The sequence below is a fragment of the Paenibacillus solani genome (assembly GCF_001277345.1).
Classification (GTDB): domain Bacteria; phylum Bacillota; class Bacilli; order Paenibacillales; family Paenibacillaceae; genus Paenibacillus_AQ; species Paenibacillus_AQ solani.
The window spans coordinates 3,384,465-3,402,315 of sequence record NZ_LIUT01000001.1; the positions used below are offsets into that span (position 1 = coordinate 3,384,465).

Genomic DNA, 17,851 nt, shown 5'->3' on the forward strand with positions numbered 1-17,851 from the left:
TTTTAACCATTAAAAAAGCCCCCCTACAGTAACAGGTTTTATTATTTCACCTGTCTACCGTATGGGGAGCATATCAAGGTGCCTGACGCCTGCCTTTAGGAAGCCCTGTTCTTAATTACTGCATCGTGATGATTTGTGCACCGGGTATGGCTGCTTCTACTTGCTCCGCCACATGCTGATGGCAAGTCATCAAGATAATCTGCCGGGTCTGCGACATCTCGGAGATGACCCGAAACGCATGCCCTGTCCGTTTGCCGTCAAAATTAACAAACAGATCATCAAGCAACAGCGGCATGCCGTTCGCATGAGGCATCGCTTGGATCAGTCCCAGCCGCATCGACAGATACAGCTGTTCTGCCGTACCACGGCTTAGCCTGCTGCTCTCCACCAGCTGCCCTGACGGACGTTCTGCAAGCAGGCTCTGATCGCCCATACGCATCACAATCCGGCTGTACTCCCCACCGGTAAGCAATGAGAAGTATCGGGAAGCCAATAACAACACCTGCGGCTGCTTCTCCTCCTCGTAGATGCGGCGTGTTCGTTTGATGAACTCGGAAGCCATCGAACGAACCGCATATTGGGCGACGACCTCGCGCAGAGCAGAACGCTGCTCTTCCAGCTGCTGCAAGGCAGAGTCCTGGTTTCCCGCAGATTCCAAAGACTCCCGTTCCTGGAGCAGCCGTCCCCGCCGTTCCTGAAGCTCGTCCCGCAGCCTCACAGCTGCCGATACGGACGCCTCCTTCTCAAGGCACTGAGCCTCCAGTCCAGCTGCATCCGTAAGCTCGAGCAGCTGTTCAAGCTGAAGGCGCCCGGCATCATCCCACCCGCTGAACATGCTGATCTCATGGTGCCGAATCGCCTGAACAAGCTCTTCCCGTCGTTTCGCGGCAGCTCCCATGCGTAGAAAGGATTCCTCATCCGCAGATTGGGACAGTTCAACCAGACTCGCTTTGCGCTGCTGAACGTCTTCTCGCTCCCTTGCGAACGCTGCCGCCTCGTTCTGCAGCTCCTGAATCCGATCCGCAAGGACCTTCCTCTGCCTGGATTCCTCTTGGTATGCCTTCCAGCGAGAATGAACATGATCAAGCTCAGCCACGGAATTTCGGCTGTCGATATGCTCATTGGATTCTGCTGCAACGATTTCGCTGCACTGAGAAGCGTATTCTTCGGCTTCTCTGAGCAGCACATCCATTCTCATCCCGAGGGATTTCTGCTGCCGGATGAACTCCTGTCCCTGTTCAACCTTGATGAACACATCAAACATCACATCAGGCGAGAGACTCTGTGGAAGAGATCGGGACTTCAGCCAAGCCTCCCACTGCCGTTCCAGCTCCAGATAACGCCTCTCCTCCTGCTCAACCGTGCTCTGAACCGTCTTTAATTCCGCGGCTTGCAGAGCAGCCTTCTCTTCAGCCGCAGCGCAGTCAGATGTCATTCGATCAAGCCGCTGCCGCCAGGCTTGCCAGCCCTCCATCACAGCTCGAAGCTCACGCATCTGTACTTCAACCCTGACGGGATCGCGAGTCAGCGCTGCGGTTTGATGCCGGCGTCCGTCCGTATTCTCACTCGCGGCAGCAGCATAGGGAGAGGAGACGAGCCTGGTATAGAGCTGGTCAACCCGTTCGATTCCTCCTTCATCCAGAGCCTGCGAATCAGCTGAAGCCGAACGCTGTGCTTCACGTCCATGCCGACCGTTCCAGAATACGTAGCCCATGCCAAGCAGCATCACGATACTCGAAATTCCAGCAGCTGCTGGTGTTGACGTCCATAACATGACCCCTGCCAATAGCAGCGTCATAACAGCCATTCCCACCAGCAGCCTTACATGTATTCGAGGCAACAGACTATCTTTTTTCGTAAGGCGAGAGGAGACAGGCTCAGACGAAGCACGGGTCAATCTTCTCTCGCGCCAATGCTCGATCTCCAGTTGAAGCTGGCTCCAGAGCGCAGCAGTCTCATGAGGCGCCTTAGGCTTAATCATCGCAAAGGCCTCTTGCCCACGAGCCACTTCTTCACGCAGCAGCCTCCTGGCTTCCCGCAGCACCGATTCTGCAGCTGCAGCCGCCCGCTGAGCGGCACGCTGCTCAATGAACAGCCCCTCCATCCGGCGATCATACCCGGCGAAGGCCGCCCCTAGTCGCCGAACCTCCTCACGGTCTGAGGCAGATATAGGCAGAGACAACAGCTTTTCACGAGTCCATGCCGGATCAATATCCCGAAGCAGCTGTTCCAGCCGGATATCTTGAGCTTTATATTCGGCCGTAAGCTCGGCTAGCTCCCGGTTCCCTGCTTCATGTAGGCTTCGCTTGGCCCATAACCCCTCAATCCGTTCTCCATACTCCTCCATAAACGTGTTTAGGGGCAGGGCGCCTAGCTTGTCCACCGCATCCTCTATCGCCTGGTCTATGCGCATGGACTGGGTGATAAGATGACGTTCTTCGTCCTGCAGTTTCTCGTATCGGGTGATTCCGTCCGGTGGAAAATGCTCACTGCTCATCAGATCGTTTAGTGCCAGCCTCGCCTCACGCCATTCCAGCCAAGCCGGACGAATGTCCAAAGCTTTTCGAAGCAGCGATGCATCCTTGGCATCTCTGTCGTATTCCTGTTCCAGCAAATTCAACCGTTCCTGGATTTCCAGAATGGATGTAGTTACCTCATTAAAGCGGGCAACAAACGTCTGACTTTCCATAACCCGGGACCTCATATGCTCAATTGACTGCAGGAGCTTCGCCGTTTCTTGTACTTTGCCGCGCGGTTTATACAGTTTATCCATCTCTTGCAACAGCTTGCGCTCAGCTTCCAATATATATGCGCCGCCGCCAATACCCGCATGAAACAGATAGCTGCTCATCTCGGCAGACTGAAGATTCCGGATTTCCTGCAGCTCGCTTAGCGAAATGGCAAAGAGCTGACGAAACATATCTTTCGATATGCCGCCCAGAGCAAGCTGCTCCAATTCCTTCTGCCCGAGCTCGATCACCATCCCGTTATCCGTCTGTCGATGAATATGTACACGTTCGCCTTTGCCAAAGACTGTATTTCCTTCTCTGGATCGGTTGTAACGCCGGATTACCCAGGGTATTCCCTCTTTATCCAGAAAACGCAGCTCGCCTCCATGGACGCCTTCCCCGGCTGGTTCTCCACGTTCTGCCGGCGTACCCTTGCCCGGAAATCCGTAGAGCATGGCTCTAATAAAATACAGCACCGTGCTCTTTCCCGCTTCATTCGGTCCATATAGCACAGTGACCGGGGCATGTATAGAGAAGGTCTTGTCACGAATAGCTCCAAAACCTTCTATGTTGATCCGTTCGAGTCTCACGGCTCTGCACCTTCTTCCTGCAAGCGATCACGAAGCAGTAACCCAAGCGTCAGCTCCTCTGCTCTGCGAACCCAGTCCTCTATCTCATCAGGTGTTGTTTCTTCAAGCAGGGCGCGGATTTCTGCATGCTCAAGCAAAGGCTCCAGGCTGGCCGCTATAACTCCGTCAGGCGCCTGCAGGTGCTCCTGTTCACGCCGGACAAGACGCAGCAAATCACCTACAAAGCTGTCTTCGGCAAGCAGCCGCTGCGTATCGAAGGAGTCCCCGGACTGAAGGGAGATGCTTTCGATCCAGACACATCCGCGATATCCGCATTTTGCTCCTTTTGCGGCCTCTTTTCTTCGCAAATCGGCCAGCAGTTCATCCAGTACATAACCGCCTTCAAGCTGGCGATGAACCGGTCCGCGTCCCGTAATCCGCACACGCACCATACTCAATTGATTCGCATTCTCACTGGCTGTCCGGGCAAGAATGGAGGCCAGGGATCGTCTCCATTCGTCGACATCCCGGCAAGAATCCACAGGTGCTTCAATGATGTTCCAGCGCATGGAATCCAGCTCACGAAAACTTAGCCTCGTGTTGAAATTATCGTCCACATCAACCACATAACATCCCTTGGGGCCCGTCTCCCGAACATGCCGGCCCTGGATATTACCGGGGTATACGATGTAAGGAGATTCCTGCAAGGTGCGACGAGTGTGAACATGTCCAAGTGCCCAGTAATGATATCCGGAGCGAATCAGATCTTTTCTTGAACAGGGGGCATACGTCTCATGCTGCGGGTCTCCATCCACGTTGGCGTGCAATAGTCCGATATGATAAAGTCCCGATAACGGTGCGGGATAACGGAGAGCAATATTATCCGTTACCTTAGAAGTCGGATATGACATTCCGGAGATTACTGCTACTTCCTGATGGTCCGAGCGGCGTTTCGCCGTTACGCTGCCCGGCTCGACTCCAAATACATGAACATGGGAGGGCAGCTTCATTGAAAGCTTGGTACTGTCCAGCGGATCATGATTGCCATGGATCACATATACGGCAATCCCCTCCGCTCCCAAGCGCTCGAGGAAATCCAGGAAACGCAGCTGTGCCCGCAAGGAAATATGGGAGCTGTCGTATACGTCTCCACTGATAACGATAAAATCAACCTGCTGATCGATCGCAAGCTTCACCAGACGTTCCAGCGCACGGAAGGTTGATTCCTGCACGAATGATCGCAGATTATCATCAAGTCCGCTTATGCCGATAAATGGACTGTCCAGATGCAAATCCGCAGCATGAATAAATCGAAAAGACGCCATAATCGTTATTTAACTCTCTTTCTTGGGTTGATATTTCAAATACATTTTTTTAAGCTCATGCACAGTTCTGGAGAGCGAGTATTGACTCTTGGCCTTATCCGAAGCGGTACGGGCCAGCTCATAACGGTATAACGGATCGCTGATAACTTTCTCAAGTGCATCGCTGAGAGCCAGTGGATCTTCGGGCGGAACAAGCAAACCGTTTACCCCATTCTCTATCTGCTCTGCAATTCCACCAACATCGGTGCCTACGAGCGCAAGACAGCTAAGCGCCGCCTCCGCGAACACCGAGCCGAATGCCTCTGCCCTCGATGGCAGCACAAAAATATCAAAAAACGGCATGAATTCTTCAGGATGCAGTGTATATCCGTAAAAAATAGTCTCCTGATAGATATCCAATGACTTGGCCATCTCTTCGAGCTCATGACGGGACGGTCCGTCGCCGATAATATGTAGGACGTAGTCATATCCTTTCCGTTTCAGTTCCGCGCAGGCTTGCAGCAATATATCCAATCCTTTGGCAGGTACTAAACGGCATACCGTTATCAGCTGCGGCACTGTATTTTCATGCGGCACGGGTTTAAATCGCTTATCATCAAAGCCATTATGAATGACGCCAATGGATTCCGGCGCATTCACATAGGGAGACATATAGTTCTTAAAAGAGTTGGACACGGTCAGCAAACGATCACTGATATGCTCCAGTTCTCTGTATAACGAAACGAGGAATCGGTGCTCAAGCCCCCCTTCCTTGATTCTTCCGTTCAGAATCAGCTCTCGCTCGTAACTGGAATGCACGGTTTGAATGAGCGGCACCTCAGGGAAGACGGCCTTCATGGTCATGCCTGCAATAGGATGATGGCTATGAATGAGATCATAAGGCTTCTGGATACGCAGGCGAGCCCACCATAGATAATCCCGATAGGTTTGAACGTACTTAGCTACAGTGGGACTCCCTTCGAACTCTCTCCAATCAAACGTGTGAAATACCGGTTCATCATGACCTTTGTTGCGGATCCGTTTAGGCAGCCAGAACATTTCCATCTCCCAACGAGTGGAATTGAATCGTTCCTGCAAATAAGGAATCATGGACGAGACGCCGCCCGGCTGTTCAGGAGGGAAGAACAAAGCTTGAAGTAGTTTCATGGGGATCCCCCTTTCTCTCTTGAATCTCTTTTTACGATTCTTTTTTGATATGATATATTAGAACATATGTTTCGTGCAAAGGAAATCTATCCTTTATAGGAGTGAATCGATTTGTCCTATGAATTGAGCTACTGGTCCACTTCTCCACTCCCCGCTATCTTTGCTGTATGCGGGGCTTATATCGCTCTCATGATGCTGATGATGTGTTTATTTATGTACAGCAAACAGCGCAAGAGTGCCTATATTTATATGGCAGCAGCTTTCTTTTTTATTATGACATACGAGGGTCTGAACATCCATTCGGCATGGACGGGACTGCCTGTTTTTGCAGCGGAGCCGGACATTCTGCGCGACATCCAGCTATTTTCGTTCGTCCTACTGAACATCTCGGTTGTCATGCTGTACCGTAAAATCAAGACCATGCATTACTGGCTTCCACTACTGTCAGTCGCACTGCTTATGCTGCCACTAATGCTCTCATCCTTCCTTCCCTTCACCTTAGATCCGATTTGGAAAAAAATATATTTAGAAGGTTTCCAGCTCATTGCCGTTTACCTGGCCTTCACCAAAGTCACTCCGCACATCGGGCAACCGATCAAATATGCGCTGGGCCTTACGGTTTACGTTCTCTGGTTAATTCTGCAAGCAATACATACCTATTCAATTGCTCTGTCACCGACGCTTCAAGCCTTGGCGCTCTCTCTGCCGGTCATCTTCTATAGTGTCGTGTGCTTTATTCTGTTCATCCGCATTGTCGAGCTGATGCAGTCGATCTATCGATCGGCTATTACGGACGGATTAACGGGATTGTTTAACCGAAGACATTTTATGAAGCTTCTGGATCACTACGCATCACAGGAATTGAAAATTTCCGCCATCTTCTGCGATATCGACAATTTCAAGAAGCTTAACGACACACAGGGTCATGCCAAAGCGGATGAAGTGTTGAAGCAGGTTTCCCGCATTATGGAAGAAGAACTTGATGGAATCGGCATTACAGGCCGGTATGGCGGTGAGGAGCTGGTTGCCCTGGTGGTTGACCGGAGAATCAAGCCCGCGCAGGTTGCCGAGAATATCCGAGCCAGAGTCGCGGAAGAAACCATCGTCACGATCAGCATCGGATACAGCGTGCTGCGCAAGGGAGTACGCGGTGATGAACTTATGAAACAAGCAGACAAAGCGATGTATCAATCCAAAACAACCGGCAAAAACAAAGTATCCGATTACCGCTCCTTAAGAAACGTATCCACAGAACCAGCGGAATCCATCGGATAGCTCTTGCCGTAAGGCTGCCCTTCTAACTGCGGAGGGCAGCCTTTTTTTCTTTACATTTCTTTACTATTCCGGCAGCAACGTGATAAACTAAGGACCGATTCCTTAAAGCCAGAGAACCGGGTGGTCTCTGACCAGGGATTTTTTTGCCTTTGCGAGAGGCACAATGATAACATGTGCTTTATTCTAAAGAAGGAGCTATTAAACAAATGGGAAAGGAACTATTGCCAGTTGGCTATGTCACGAACATAAATGAAATTCTGGGTGATGCTTCTTGTGATTTCTGGGACAGCTATGATTCGCCCCGTACCCACGGGCTGCGTTTGAATGGGCTCAAGGCGATTCATGCTGCAGAGAACGTAGAGGATCTCATCCGGGAATTCCAGCTGACGCCGGTGCCCTGGTGTGATACCGGATACTATTATGATGAAAGCGTTCGTCCAGGCAAGCACCCTTATCATGCCGCCGGACTATATTATATTCAGGAGCCCTCGGCAATGTCCGCGGTGGAACTGCTGAATCCTCAGCCCGGGGAAACCATCCTGGATCTTGCGGCGGCTCCCGGCGGCAAGACAAGCCATATTGCCTCGAACATGATGGGACGGGGACTGCTCGTCTCCAACGAGATCCACCCCGAACGGGCGCGTATTCTGTCCGAGAACGTGGAACGTATGGGAATAACGAATACCGTCGTTACGAGTGCGGCACCGGATCAGCTATCCCGCCGTTTCGTTGCCTGCTTTGACCGGATCATGCTTGATGCGCCATGCTCCGGTGAAGGCATGTTTCGAAAGGATGCCGCTGCGATTGCCGAATGGTCGCCTGAACATGTAGACCTATGTGTCGCCAGACAGTGGGATATTGTACAGGAAGCATACCAGATGCTCAAACCAGGTGGAACCTTGGCCTACTCCACATGTACATTTAACACGGCTGAGAATGAAGAGATGATTGAGAGAATCATCTCCCATTATCCCGATATGGAGCTGCAGCAAATGAAGCGCTTGTGGCCACATTTGGAGCGGGGCGAGGGACATTTTGTTGCGATTCTGATCAAGTCTGCAAAGGCCGCATCACTTCATGAAGACCAAGGTTTATCTTCCGACAGCAGCAAATCTCAAACCAGATCGCATCGGAACAGCAAGCAAACTGCTGCAGCTTCGGCTCTCGCCGATTTCCAAAACTGGGCCAAAGAGAACACTCCCGGTCTTGAGCTTAACGACGGCACGCCGATAATTTTCGGTGAAATGTTATACTGGCTGCCAATCAGCAAGAGTTTGACATGGGATGACAAGCAGTTGAAAGGGCTGAAGATACCGCGGGCCGGACTTCACCTGGGACATTTGAAGAAGAATCGGATCGAGCCCGCCCACGCGCTGGCGATGTCCCTGCATCCTGACCAGGCGGCTAGAAGCTGGGATCTGCCCTCAGACTCTGCCGAGGTGAATGCCTATTTGCGGGGAGAGGTGCTCTCGCTTCCTCCGGAGTATCATGGCTGGACTCTGGTAACCACCGATGGAATTCCCCTTGGTTGGGGCAAAGCCAGTGGAGGACAGCTCAAGAATCACCTGCCCAAAGGATTGCGAAATCCCTAAATAACACCATTGCTGCTAATCGGAATATTCCATCCAGAAGGAATTCCTCACGCAATGGATAACACATCTAAACTCTGAAGCTATTACGTAAAAAAGGGGCTATCTCTCTGCAACATGCAGAAAGAGTGGCCCCTTCACTTTTGTTTACCTATTCATATCGGGTTATTCATTCAAAAAATCATAGCTTAGTCTCTGAACTCCTGAATAACGATCACCGATTTGGAGACATCACCGTCTCCCCGACCAGACACTCAAATCTCCCGATCAGAAGTTCATCCAGAAGCACCTCGTTCTTACTTTCTTCCCCTTTGGTTTCAGTTCTCAGCCGGAGCCGCCTGTTCCTTCGCCGGTAGGTTGGCAGCGGGTTTACGAATCGTAGACGCCGCATCGGCATCCCGAATCCATAACGCCGCGCCTGCACCGATAAGCAGGAAGCCTGCGGCCCCGAGCAATGCGGCCCGATATGCTATCAGATTCGGCTCCATCCCCCCTGCCGCGTTCACAGTTTCCGTACCAATGGCAGCCAAGATGCCTGATAGAACAGCCAGTCCGATGGCGGGACCAAGCCTGTTCTGCACCGTGAACCAGGTCGAGGCGCGCCCCATCGAAGCAGGCGGGATGGTGGCGAAGGCAGCGATCTGAACGGATCCCACGGTCTGGCCAAGGAAAATGCCGACGCCAAACAACAGGGCCCGTATAAACCACGGATTCGTCCCGGCGTCCACCATGCTGAGCATAATAAAGATCAGCGCGGTTGCCGCAAATCCCATGATGATCACTCGCCTAGGCCCCAGCCTTGGATACGTCCAGGGGACGAGCTGCGAGGCAACCATCAGCCCGATGGCTTCGGGAAACGTCGTCAGCCCCGTATCCAAAGCGGAAACGTGCAGGGCGTTCTGATACATTAAGGGAAATACGTAGAGCATGCCCAGCAGCCCTGCAGATGCACACATCGCGATGAAACCTGACGTTCGGAACAAGCGATTGCCCAGCAGCCGCAAATCCAGCAGCGGTTTCGCAGCCCTTAGTTCCACCTTCACCAGAGCAGCCAGCAGCAGGATGCCAGCCAGGCCGGCGCCCCATACCCGCGTGGCGTCCCACCCGTGCAGCGGCCCCTGGCTCAAGGCGTACATCAGCAGGGCAAGCCCCGGCGCGGATAGCAGCAGGCCCGGCACGTCCAGCTTGCCGGCATCCGGCTCCCGATGCTCCTTCAGCCAGAATAAACCGAACACGAGCGCGGGAATGCCGATCGGCAAGCTCACGTAGAAGATCCACCGCCAGGTCAAGTACTCAAGGAGCAGCCCGCTGACAACCGGTCCGACTGCAGGCGCAATCGCGATAGGCAGGATGAGAGCCCGGGAGATTTTCGCGCGCTCCTGCGGCGGGAACATGCGGAACAACATCGCCATGCCCACTGGGGTCAGCAAGCCGCCGCCGATGCCTTGGATCACGCGAAACAGCGTCAACGCAGCCAAGCTGTCAGCAAAGCTGCACAATACGGATGCTCCGGTGAAAAGGCCCAGTGCCAGGAGGAACGTACGCTTCGTTCCCCATGTATCGCCAAGCCAGCCCGCCATCGGCAGAACGATGGCCAAGCTGACCAAATAACCGACATTCAGAACCCCGGATGCCGCAGGCGGCACTTCAAGCTCCCGGCTGATCGTCTGAAGCGCCACGTTCAGCACGGTGGCGTCCATAGCAACCACAAACATCGCTGCCACATAGACGATGCATAATACCTTTTTCGGATTCAGCCCATGGCTCATGACCTAGGTTCCGGTATTGACCCGGTGTCGGCATACAGGCTCCGCGGCCGCAAATCAACCCAGTTCTCATTGATATAGGCGACGCATTCCTCCCGTGTGCCAAGTCCCAGAACCTGATTCCAGCCGGCCGGAATAGCCGCGAACGCCGGCCAGAGCGAATATTGGCCCTCATGGTTCATCAGTACAAGAAACTTGCCGTCGGCTTGCTCAAAAGGATTGGTCATAGATCAGTTCCCTCCTGTCCCTTGTTGTCTCTGTTTTAGGTGCCATTTTCTCAAGCTTGCTTAGAATGCACTTGCCGATATAATCCAGTGGACCCGGCTGGCATAGATCCTTATGACGGCATTCGATATCATGCCGCTCGATTTGGCCGCCCACATAAGGCTCCCACATCTCCGGGTCGATGGGGTCAAACCAATCCGGGATGATTGTGGAGTGGAAGAATAACATATCTCCCTCAAAACGCTTCGGAACGTAAGCCTTTAGCAGTTGAACCGAATTTTCATAGGTCGTCTTCAGGTTCATGATCGTCTCTTCCTCAAGGGACGAAAGCGCGCTGCTCTCGTTACGCAGCAATTCAAGGGCGGCCGCTATGGTTAGCGGGGCGTCTCCAAGCTCTGCTTCAATGCTTTCCCTATCGAAGCCTCCAAGCGCCAGCAGCGCGGTCAAAGCCTCGTCTTCATCGGGTTTTTCCTTGATCGGTAAATAATGACTCGGATAAGCATCCAGTATGGCGAGCAGTTCAATGTCTTCACCCGCCTCCTGCAGCTGCACCGCAATCGACTGAGCGACATTGCCGCCCAAAGACCAGCCGAGCAGCCGATATGGCCCCGTTGGCTGAAGGGAACGGATATGGCCGATATAGTCTGCCGTCATCTCTTCCAGTGATCCTGGCAGCTCCTCCGCTTGGGCAATTCCCCTTGCCTGCAAGCCGTAAATCGGATAATCCATGCCGAGATGCTTCATTAAACCGGCGTAGCACCAGCTTAATCCTCCTGCCGGGTGCACGCAGAACAGCGGGGTTTGATCTCCATGCGACCGAAGCGGAAGCACGACCTGCAGCGCGCTGTTCCCGCCGCCCATCTCAAGCTTGTCGACTAGCCCCGCTACCGTCGGTGCTTCGAATAGTGCTGCAATGCTCAATTCTTTGCCAAGGGCTTCACGAACCCGGCTGATGAGCCGGACCGCCAACAAAGAGTGACCGCCGAGCTCGAAGAAGCTGTCATCGATGCCGACCCGCTTGGCGCCGAGTATTTCGGCAAACAGCTCGCATAACACTTCCTCCTGCGGCGTTCGCGGATTGCGCCCATCCGCATCCGGCGACATATCGGGGGCCGGCAGCGCTTTGCGATCCAGCTTTCCGTTAGGCGTAAGCGGCAGCTTGTCCATCATGACGAAAGCCCATGGAACCATGTAATCAGGAAGCAGCGAAGCGGCATAACGGCGCAGCTCCGTACCCGAAGGCGACTCGCCGGGATTGCCGACGACATAAGCCGCAAGCCGCTGGTCTCCGGGCTGATCCTCACGCACGATGACAGCCGCCTGCGAGAGTGACTCATGACGCACGAGGACCGATTCGATTTCGCCAAGCTCGATCCGGAAGCCGCGTATCTTCACCTGATGATCGGACCGTCCCAAATAATCCAGCGTGCCGTCGGCAAACCGTCTCGCCAAATCGCCGGTTCGGTACATTCTTGTCCCCGGCGGGCCGTATGGATCCGCCACGAACCGGTCGGCGGTAAGATCGGGACGCCCCCAGTACCCGCGCGCCAATCCTGCGCAGGCGACATACATTTCCCCGATCACGCCATACGGAACGGGCTGAAGCCTGTTATCGAGCACGTACACCCGCAAATCCGGTATCGCTTCGCCGATCAGGCTGCCGGCTCCCGTCAGCGCCAGGTTTCGGTTCAGCTCCATATAGCTGACATGCACGGTCGTTTCCGTTATGCCGTACATGTTGATCAGACGCGGGGCATCGTCGGCATGACGCGAATACCAATCCGTAAGCCGTCCAAGCTCCAAGGCTTCGCCTCCGAACACAACGTACCTTAGCGACAATTTCCGACCCGTCTCCGGCTGCTCCCGATCCGCCTGAATCAACGGATAGAACGCCGACGGCGTCTGATTCAGCACGGTCACGCCTTCCCGGACCAGCAAGCTTAACATCTCTTCAGGCGATCGGCTGACCGTATGCGGAACCACGACGAGCCGGCCGCCGTACAAGAGCGGCCCCCATATTTCCCATACCGAGAAATCGAAGGCATACGAATGGAATAAGGTCCAAACATCGGTTTCATCAAACTGAAACCAATGCCGGGTGGAATCGAATAGCCGGACGACATTCTGATGCGGTACCAGCACGCCCTTCGGCTTGCCGGTGGAACCGGAGGTATAAATGATATAAGCGGCATTCTGCGGCATAAGCCGCCCAAGACGCTCACGGTCGCTTGGATTTTCCTTGGAATAACTTTGCAATTGCATAGCTTGTTCAAGCTCATCGATGACAACGCGTTTCCATCGTCCGAAATCCGGCAGCTGATCCATCACGTGAACACTCGTCATGACGCATACCGGACAAGCATTCTCCATCATGTAAGCCAATCGATCCTCCGGATACTCTGGATCCAGAGGCAGGTAAGCGGCCCCCGCTTTAAGCACGGCCAGAATACAGACGACCATATCCACCGAACGCGGCAGTGCGAGAGCTACGATCTGCTCCGTACCGACGCCGGATGCAATCAAGAAATGGGAGATCCGGTTGGCGCGCTCGTTCAGCTCCTCATAACTCAAAGACAGGCCGTCATGGACAATCGCGACCGCTTGAGGCGAGCGGCTGACCTGTGCTTCAAACCGCTCGGACAAGGTCGCCTGCTCGGTGACTGGCAGCGGCGCGCTCCATTGTCGACGAATGTCCTCCCGTTCATCAACGGTTAAAACATCCAGTTTGCTGATGGATTTACTTGGTTCATTGACAGCACTTTCCAATACGCGCACGTATCGTTTCGCCATCGCTTCCGCCGTGCCGCGCTCGAACAAATCCGAGCTGAATTCAATGAAGCCGTCAACGCCATTCGGCTCGCCGTTCTGATCCCGCCGCTCGGTCATTTCGAAGGTTAAGTCGAACTTCGCCGTGCCCACGTTTTGCAGCTGCAGCTTCGAGCTGATTCCCGGAAGCTCAAGCGAAGTTTCCGGCGTGTTCTGCAGCACCAGCATCACTTGGAAGAGTGGGTGTCTCGCCCGGGAACGCGGCGGGTTCAGCGTCTCGACAAGCCGCTCGAACGGCACGTCCTGATGCTCGAACGCTGCCAAGCTCTTTTCCCGCACCCGTCGCAGCAGCTCAACGAACGTCGGATCGTTCGACGTATCCACGCGAAACACAAGGGTATTGATGAAGAAACCGATTAAGTGATCCAGATTGTCGTCATTCCGACCCGATACGGGACTTCCGATCGGAATGTCCGTACCTGCACCCAGCTTCGTAAACAGCGCAGCCATCGCAGACTGAAATACCATGAATAAAGTCGCCCTGTTGCTCTGCGCGAGCCCATTCAACTGCTGATGCAGCTCACGGGGTATCGAAAACGGCACGCTGCCGCCCTGATAGCTGGCCACGGCGGGCCGCGGATAGTCGGTAGGCAGCTCTAATTGCTCCGGCAAGCCGGAAAGCGCTTCGGTCCAATATTCCAGCTGGCGATCAATCAGGCTGTTCTCGTCACCGGAGCGGCCAAACAGCTTCTGCTGCCACATGGCATAATCTGCATATTGTACCGGTAACGGAGTCCATGTCGGTTCACTCCCCAGGCACCTTGCCGCGTAGGCATCCGATAGATCCCGCGTCAACGGGGTAAGCGACCAGCCGTCTCCAGCGATATGATGCAGCAGCAACAGCAGGACAAACTCTTGATCGCCCAGTTTGAACAGCTCTGCCCGCAGGGAAGTTTCGGCTGCAAGCTCGAAACGGTACCTGACGGCTTCAGCCAATTTATCCGCAAGCTCCGCGTCACTGATCTCGGTTACCATTAGCTCCGGCCGGGCCCTCTCGGAATCCAAAATGTGCTGATACGAAGCCCCGTCGTTTTCAGGATACACCGTGCGCAGCGACTCATGGCGAGCCACTACATCCCCCAGTGCCATACGCAGCGATGCCAGATCGAGGTCACCTGACAAGCGCGCCACAAGAGGAATATTATAGGTTGGGCTCGGACCCTCCAGCCGATATAAAAACCATAACCGCTGCTGCGCAAAGGATAACGGCAAGCGCTCACCTCTTGCCGCGGGACGCACGGACTGTCTGGCTGCTTGCGCATGATCGAGCCGCTTGACGAGACTCGCGGCCGTTGACGCTTCGAACAGGCTGCCTATGCTGAGCTCTGCGCCGAATGCTTCCCGGATACGGACCATGACCCGCCCGGCTAATAGGGAATGACCGCCAAGCTCGAAGAAATCATCGTCGATGGTAACCCTCGGCAAGCCCAACACCTCGCCAAAAATCGTGCAAAGCATCTCCTCTTGCGGCGTTCGCGGCATACGCCCGGCCGCCAGCCGAACATCTGGCACGGGAAGCGCGTTGCGATCCACTTTCTTGTTCGGCGTGAGCGGCAGCGCTTCAAGGGCTACGATGACAGACGGCACCATATACTCGGCCAGTTTCTCTGCGGCATAGCTCCGTAAATCTGTCGAGTCGATGGGATATGGCCAGTCTGACGAAGGAACGATATAAGCCGCAAGCCGGCGATCTTCGATCCGATCCTCGCGAACCATGACAAAGGCCTGCTCCACTGCCGGATGAGCCACAAGCACGGACTCGATCTCGCCGGTCTCGATCCGGAAGCCGCGCAGCTTGATCTGATGGTCGGCGCGTCCCAAATAATCGATCCAGCCGTTCTCCAGCCAGCGGGCAAGATCGCCTGTTCGGTACATGCGGGAGCCCGGGGAACCGTAAGGATCTGCGACAAACCGATCCGCCGTCAAGTCGGGTCTTCCCAAATACCCCCGGCCGAGCCCCAAGCCCGCAATATACAGCTCACCCGTTACGCCTGGCGGAACCGGGGAGAGCGAAGAATCGAGCACATACAGTCTCGTATTCCACACCGGTCCTCCGATGGATGGCTTTTCTGGTGTTTGATCGAGTTTTGCCGCCGTCGAATAAATCGTTGTCTCCGTCGGACCATATTGATTGTTCACTTCGCAGTTCAGGTCTTGAAGCGCAAGCTTAAGACCGACCGGCAGCGCCTCGCCCCCGGTAATGACTTTAAGCCGCTCAAATTTCCCTGGACGGCAAGCGACAATCGACTGCCATAACGTCGGGGTCGCCTGCATGATGGTCGTCCTGGTCTCCCGAATTCGGCGTATGAGCGACGCTGCGTCGAGAATGGTATCCCGCATCACGATGTCGAGCGTCGAACCGCATGCCAGGGGCAGCAGCATCTCCATCACCGAGATATCGAATGACATCGTGGTGACCGACAGCCAGCGGTCCCGCTCCCCGATGCCCAAACGCTCGCGCATATCCGACAGCAGATTGGCAAGGCCTTCGAACGTGAGCATGACCCCCTTGGGCCGGCCGGTTGATCCGGAAGTATAAATAACGTAGGACGGGTGAAGCGGCAGCAGCGGACGTACGCGATCAGCATCGACAGGATTATGAAAGGCCTGCTGCTCCAATCGCTGAAGGGTAGCCGGGGCATCCAACAGGATCACGTCCTTATCCTCCATGACAGCCGCGAAATGTTCAGACAGCTGCCGGGTCGTTATCAAGCATGCCGGGTTGGCATCGGCAAGCATATAAGCGATCCGATCATCCGGATATTCCGGATCCAATGGCAAGTATGCCGCCCCTGCCTTATGCACGGCAAGGATGGCAGCAAGCATATCCACCGACCGTGGCAGCGAAAGGGCAACGATTCGCTCAGGCCCTATTTCCCGGGCAATCAGCAAGCGGGCCAGGCGATTCGCCCGCCTGTTCAGGTCCTCGTAACATAGCGATAACCCTTCGCATATGACCGCTTCCGCCTGCGGTGTACGCGCAGCCTGCTCCTCGAATAATTGCGGCACGCTGAGCTGCGGCAAGGCGCGGGTCGTATCATTCCACTGAACAAGCACCTTCTCGTGTTCATCCGGCAAAATAAAGGCTAAGCCCCCGACGGGATCATTCGGCTCCGCTTCGGCAAGGCTGTCCAGCAGATACAAATAGCGTTGTAGATGGGACTCTAACGCCTCTGCGCTGTAAATCAGCGGATTGGCATCCATGTCGATTCTCAGCCCGTGCCCGCCCAATCCTCCGTACACGTTCATCGTCAAATCATCCACGGGACCGGACGCAAGATTGCGGACGCTGCCGCGGAAACCGCCAACATTCAATTCCTCCGCAAATGCCATCACATTCACGAGCGGTCCAAATAATCTGCGGTTGTCCGCAAGCAGCTTGAGATCACGCCGGATGTCCTGATGCCGGTAGCGCTGATGCCGCTTGATCTCGCGATTCTCCCGTGCCACCTGCCGCAGCAGGTCGATCAGAGTCATATCGGGCCTGACGCGCACCCGGAGCGGCAGCAAATTCATGACCATACCCGGAATGCGGATGGATGACGAACCTAAGCGGCACATCACCGGCAATCCAAGCACAACCTCCTCGGCGCCTGTTATACGATGGACATATAGAGCCGCTGCAGCCGCAATCACATCCGGCCAGCTTGTCCCTGCATCTTGCGCTGCCGCCTGCAAGCGTTGCATTGAAGACGCCGGAAGCTGGGCCGAACGGCGCAGGAAGCTCCGCGCCGAACGCTGTGCCTGTCCCCCTAAGCTGACCACCTCCGGCTCATCGGCAAAGCGCTGCAGCCAGAATTGACGGTCCGAGTCGAGCTGTTGCGACATGCGGTAAGACGCATCTTCTTCCAGGATCGTCCGGAACCTGCCGAACGCGCCTATGCCGGATGTGCCCCCGCCCGTTAAGTCCGTGTAGACCTTAGAAACTTTTTGCAGCAGAAGCGACACGCCGAATCCGTCGATCGCGATATGATGAATGCGTTGGTACCAATAGTAGCGATCGGCGGCGAGCTTGAACAGCGCCTCCGTAAACAGCGGTCCTCGGCTTAGATCGATAGCTTGGGCCAGGTCATGCTCCATCCAGCTTTGGGCAGCAAGATGAGGATTCTCCTTCCCGCTGACATCCATCACGTGCAGAGGCCAGTCCGGAGACGGATCGATCGACTGCCAAGGACCGTTAGCATCTTCGCCGAAGCGGGCAAACAGAGCATCGGCCTCCCCCACCACCTGGCGCAAACCCTTCTCGAACAGAACCGGATCTACAGGTCCTCGAATCTCAATGCATTCCGCCGTGTTGAATATCGGATTGTCGGGGTCCAGCTGCTGGGCATACCAAATCCCCAGCTGCGCTCCGGACAGGGACCAGCGCTCCCTCTTTTGCTCAAGCATATAAATCCCCTC

General features: G+C 54.8%; 8 protein-coding genes. 2 read left to right on the top strand and 6 right to left on the bottom strand.

Annotated features, from left to right (window positions below):
* Window positions 1-115: 115 nt before the first annotated feature.
* From AM231_RS15625 to AM231_RS15635, 3 genes are read right to left on the bottom strand one after another with little or no spacing between them, the layout of a single operon-like run.
* Window positions 116-3,319: an AAA family ATPase gene (locus AM231_RS15625; protein ID WP_054403350.1), complete on the bottom strand. Its 3,204-nt coding sequence runs from the start codon at window positions 3,317-3,319 to the stop codon at window positions 116-118.
* A complete protein-coding gene (locus AM231_RS15630) occupies window positions 3,316-4,623 on the bottom strand; it encodes a metallophosphoesterase family protein (RefSeq protein ID WP_054403351.1) in 1,308 nt (435 codons plus the stop codon). Before AM231_RS15630 ends, AM231_RS15625 begins: the two co-directional genes overlap by 4 nt.
* A 9-nt stretch (window positions 4,624-4,632) precedes the next feature.
* Entirely contained in the window at window positions 4,633-5,769 is a 1,137-nt protein-coding gene (locus tag AM231_RS15635) for a glycosyltransferase family 4 protein (protein ID WP_054403352.1), read from the bottom strand.
* A gap of 111 nt (window positions 5,770-5,880) precedes the next feature.
* Between AM231_RS15635 and AM231_RS15640 the strand changes: the two genes are divergently transcribed.
* Both AM231_RS15640 and AM231_RS15645 read left to right on the top strand, forming a co-directional pair.
* Window positions 5,881-7,044 carry a GGDEF domain-containing protein gene (locus tag AM231_RS15640; RefSeq protein WP_054403353.1) on the top strand — a complete coding sequence of 388 codons (1,164 nt, stop codon included), beginning with the start codon at window positions 5,881-5,883 and terminating at the stop codon, window positions 7,042-7,044.
* 206 nt (window positions 7,045-7,250) lie between these two features.
* The gene (locus AM231_RS15645; protein WP_054403354.1) at window positions 7,251-8,636 is read left to right on the top strand and encodes an RsmF rRNA methyltransferase first C-terminal domain-containing protein; all 1,386 of its coding nucleotides are present in this window, start codon (window positions 7,251-7,253) and stop codon (window positions 8,634-8,636) included.
* A gap of 314 nt (window positions 8,637-8,950) precedes the next feature.
* Here AM231_RS15645 and AM231_RS15650 read toward each other — a convergent pair whose 3' ends face one another.
* From AM231_RS15650 to AM231_RS15660, 3 genes are read right to left on the bottom strand one after another with little or no spacing between them, the layout of a single operon-like run.
* Complete coding sequence (locus tag AM231_RS15650; RefSeq protein ID WP_054403355.1) at window positions 8,951-10,402, bottom strand: MDR family MFS transporter; 1,452 nt, start codon at window positions 10,400-10,402, stop codon at window positions 8,951-8,953.
* On the bottom strand, window positions 10,399-10,626 hold the full coding sequence (locus AM231_RS15655) for an MbtH family protein (RefSeq protein ID WP_054403356.1): 228 nt from the start codon (window positions 10,624-10,626) through the stop codon (window positions 10,399-10,401). The genes AM231_RS15650 and AM231_RS15655 overlap by 4 nt, the downstream gene beginning before the upstream one ends.
* Window positions 10,610-17,839 carry an amino acid adenylation domain-containing protein gene (locus tag AM231_RS15660; protein ID WP_054403357.1) on the bottom strand — a complete coding sequence of 2,410 codons (7,230 nt, stop codon included), beginning with the start codon at window positions 17,837-17,839 and terminating at the stop codon, window positions 10,610-10,612. The genes AM231_RS15655 and AM231_RS15660 overlap by 17 nt, the downstream gene beginning before the upstream one ends.
* Window positions 17,840-17,851 lie beyond the last annotated feature (12 nt).